Source organism: Bacteroidales bacterium, assembly GCA_018334875.1.
In the GTDB taxonomy this organism is placed as follows: Bacteria; Bacteroidota; Bacteroidia; order Bacteroidales; family UBA12077; genus JAGXLC01.
Genome location: JAGXLC010000404.1, coordinates 1 through 3,702 on the forward strand (window position 1 = coordinate 1; position 3,702 = coordinate 3,702).

A 3,702-nucleotide genomic window follows, 5' to 3' on the forward strand; every position below is an offset into this window, starting at 1 on the left:
TATGCGCCATCTTCAGTTCAATCCTGAGGATATTTCAGACCATCAGTTGGCTGGGGGTAGCGCTACAATAGCCAAAGTATTGAATTCTATTGAGAACCGGGATGATGCGCACGACTTCAAATATACGGGCCAGCACCCGGGAGAAGGAGAACAGTTGTTGTCAAACTCAGGACTTTTGGATGATTCGTGGTTTAACCAGAGTTATTGGAGTGTAAATGGTATGGCCCACTCCCGCATACTCTGCTTCAGCGATAAACATATCTGTGGCCTCAGGGCTTTTGATGCTTCGCGTCGTCACGACCGCTCTACTTTTGCTCCCCGTGAGGAAGACTATACGCTTTTTGCCATGAGCAAAAGAACTGGCAAAGAGCAATGGAGCAGAAAGATACCCATTAGAGGCAGGGCAATGGTTCTTACCAACGATAAGCTGTTTGTGGCCGGAACGCCCAATGTGGTTCCTGAGGAAGATCCCTGGGCTGCTTTCAAAGGGCAAAAGGGAGGAGAACTTTGGGTGTTTTCTGCCTCGGATGGTAAGCAACTGGCCCGATATAAACTGGGAGCCAGGCCTGTATACGATGGCCTGATAGCTACACATGGCAGGTTATACGTTTCCCTTCAGGATGGAAGCGTGCTTTGTCTGGAAGAATGTTGAACAAATAATTATTTTAATACAATGAACCGAAGACAATTTTTAAGGACAACTGCCGGATTTGGTGCCATTATGGTAAGTCCGGGCGTATTTTCTGTTTTTACCTCATGCAGGGGTAAAAAAAGCTACTCATTTAGATCTTATCAGGAAGAAAGCGCTTCAGTGCCGGTAAAGATTGTAACACCCGATGATGGTTTTTATATCCATACTTTTTATGATGTAAATCCATTCAGTCCGGGTGGGGGATTACTTGCTGTCACCAGATTGCCTTTCCAAAAACGGCGGCCGGAATATGGGGATACAGCCGATGTTTGTATCATCGATCTGGAAAATGAAACCATAGAAACGGTTTATTCAACAAAAGGATGGGGGTTTCAGTTGGGTGCCAATTTAAACTGGGGTCCAACAGACAGATACCTTTATACCAATGACATTATTGGCAATGAAGCTGTTTGTGTAAGGATTGATCTGGAAACAAAAGAAACAACAGCTTTTAGTGGACCCAAATACCATTTGTCCCCGAATGGTAACCATGCGATTGGATTTCCGCTGGATCTCATTAATGTCACACAGAAAGGTTATGGTGTGCCGCAATTCAGAAAATTAGAAAAAATCAGTGGGGCACCCGATGATGAAGGTTTATGGGAGACTAACCTTCAAACCAATGATAAAAGCTTGCTTGTAAGTCTTAAGGATGCTGCTGAGCATGCAAGTGATAGAAATTATCTTGAAGGCGGAAATTTCTATTTCTTCCATTCAAAATATAATCCTCAGGGAACTAGAATTTTGCAAGTACTGCGTTGTCTGTTTCCCGATAATTCTGATAAAGAAGGATGGAATCCCATGTTATTCGTCTTTAATAATGATGGGTCTGATATTCATGAAGCTGTTTCCAGGGAAAATTGGGGTTATGGGGGCAATCATCCAAACTGGCATCCTGATGGCCGGCACATCATTATGAACCTTCGTCCGAAATGGCTTGGTGAAGATAAAATGCGATTTTGCATGTTTCATAATAGTGGTAAGGACTTTCGCATAATTGACTCCAGACATCTGGGGAGCGGCCATCCCAGCGTTGATCCGGACACAAAATACCTTATCTCCGATTGTTACCAGCATGAACCGATGGCTAAGGATAATGGTCATGTTCCCATTCGTTTTATCCATTTAGAAACCGGTGATGAATTGGAGCTTTGCAGTGTCTTTACAGATTTGGATGTTGAAACGAGTACCCTGAGAGTGGATCCCCATCCGGCATGGGATGGCAATTACAAAAGGGTATGTTTTAATGGGGCACCTGATGGGAAAAGACAGGTATTTGTGGCCGATCTGGAATCTGTATTATAATTTCCCTGTCAGATTAATTGTCTGACCGTCTTATCAGTGTTATTAGGAGTATGTGGTTTGCTCCCCGTAATCCCGAACACTGATTAACCGTTGTTCGAAGATCATTTTTTAAGCAAGCAAAATTTATGAGGCATAATTATATAAAGGTCATGATCTTTTTCAATTATTTTTATCTTTGAAAATAGCCTCATAAAAATTTTAAAATGAAATCCTCTAACCGAAGAAATCTCATAAAAACTCCTTTTCTGGCTTTAAGCTTAGTAAGTTTGGTAGTTGTCTTTCTTGCTTGTGATTCCCATCAAAACAAGGAAACAGATTCTTATATAAATGATTATAATGTGGTGTGGAGTTCGCAAAGTAAGAATTCGGGTGGCTCGATGCCGGTCGGCGGCCACGACATTGGGCTGAACGTGTGGGTCGAAGACGGCGAATTGTTGATTTACGCGGCGCGTGCTGGGTGCTACGACGAGAACGGGGCATTGCTGAAACTTGGCCGTGTGCGTGTAAACCTGGAGCCCAACCCATTCGCCGGCGACGGGTTCTTCCGGCAGGAATTGAAGCTGCGCGAAGGCTGTGTAGAAATACAGGCCGGGCAGGACGAAACGCCGAAGGCCACCCTACGCGTCTGGGTAGAAGTGCATCGTCCGGTGGCGCACGTGGAAATCGACGCGGAACAGGATATCAGCGCGACGGCGACCTACGAAACCTGGCGCCATGAGGATATGGAGCTCCCTAACGACCCCTCCAAGTTCGCTCGCCGTGGCATGGTAATGATGGATTACGATAGCTATCCCGGCGAGGTAAAGGTTTACCGGGATGTAGTCGAGCCCGGCAGTGACGGTGTGGTCTTTTACCACCGCAACCGGCCGAAGACCGTCTTCGATTTCCAGGTGCACCAGCAACAACTGGAGGTAGCCAGGGATACCATGTACGACCCGCTGGCCGGGCTTACCTTTGGCGGGCTTTTGACCGGGGATAATTTTACTTCGGAAGGAACCACGGAGGGGAAATATGCAGGCACCCCGTTTCGGGGCTGGCGCTACAAATCGGATACTCCATCGCGCAACCATCACCTCACCCTTTATACCCATATAGAACAGGTAGCGAATATGAAAACCTGGAAAAACGGGCTAAGCCGGCTGGCCACAAATCAACATCCCACCCCGGAAGAAGCCTGGCAAAAGAACCTGGCATGGTGGAAGAAGTTTTGGCAGCGAAGCCGGATTGTTATTAATCCGGATAAGGCAGGCACCGGAGATCCCGGATGGCAGGTGGGCCGCAATTACAACCTGTTCCGCTACATGCTGGCATCGAACCGCTCCGGTAGAGGAGCCACTCCGTTCAACGGGGGGCTGTTTACCTTCCACCCCCGCCATTCAGAGCAGAGACGCCACGAGATCGACCCGGATACGCCCGGATATACTGCTGACCACCGCCAATGGGGCGCCGGTTTAACCCTGCAAAATCAGCGCATGGTTTACTGGCCGATGCTTAAAAGCGGCGACTTTGACCTGATGCCGCCGGGATTCTCTTTTTACCGGGCAGGCCTGGTCAATGCGACCGCGCGGGTGCGGCATTATTGGGACCATGAGGGATGCGCCTTTGCTGAGCAGCCCTCCATAACGGGCCTGCCGGGAGCTGCTATGTACGGTTTTAGTGAAAAGAAGGCTGGCCGAAGCAGAGAGGCATATGCGCAGGGTTGGTCG

The 3,702-nt window shown here is 47.9% G+C and carries 3 protein-coding genes; all 3 read left to right on the forward strand.

The genetic code is table 11. From position 1 onward, the window contains the following. Positions 1 to 652, forward strand: a 652-nt coding sequence (locus tag KGY70_18835) for a hypothetical protein (protein MBS3777259.1), incomplete at its 5' end; no start/stop codon positions are given. 21 nt (positions 653 to 673) lie between these two features. After that, positions 674 to 1,996 (forward strand): hypothetical protein, encoded by a 1,323-nt coding sequence (locus tag KGY70_18840; GenBank protein MBS3777260.1) that lies wholly within the window; start codon positions 674 to 676, stop codon positions 1,994 to 1,996. A 722-nt stretch (positions 1,997 to 2,718) separates the two neighbouring features. Beyond that, positions 2,719 to 3,702 (forward strand): hypothetical protein (locus tag KGY70_18845; GenBank protein MBS3777261.1); only part of this gene is annotated, 984 nt, incomplete at its 3' end.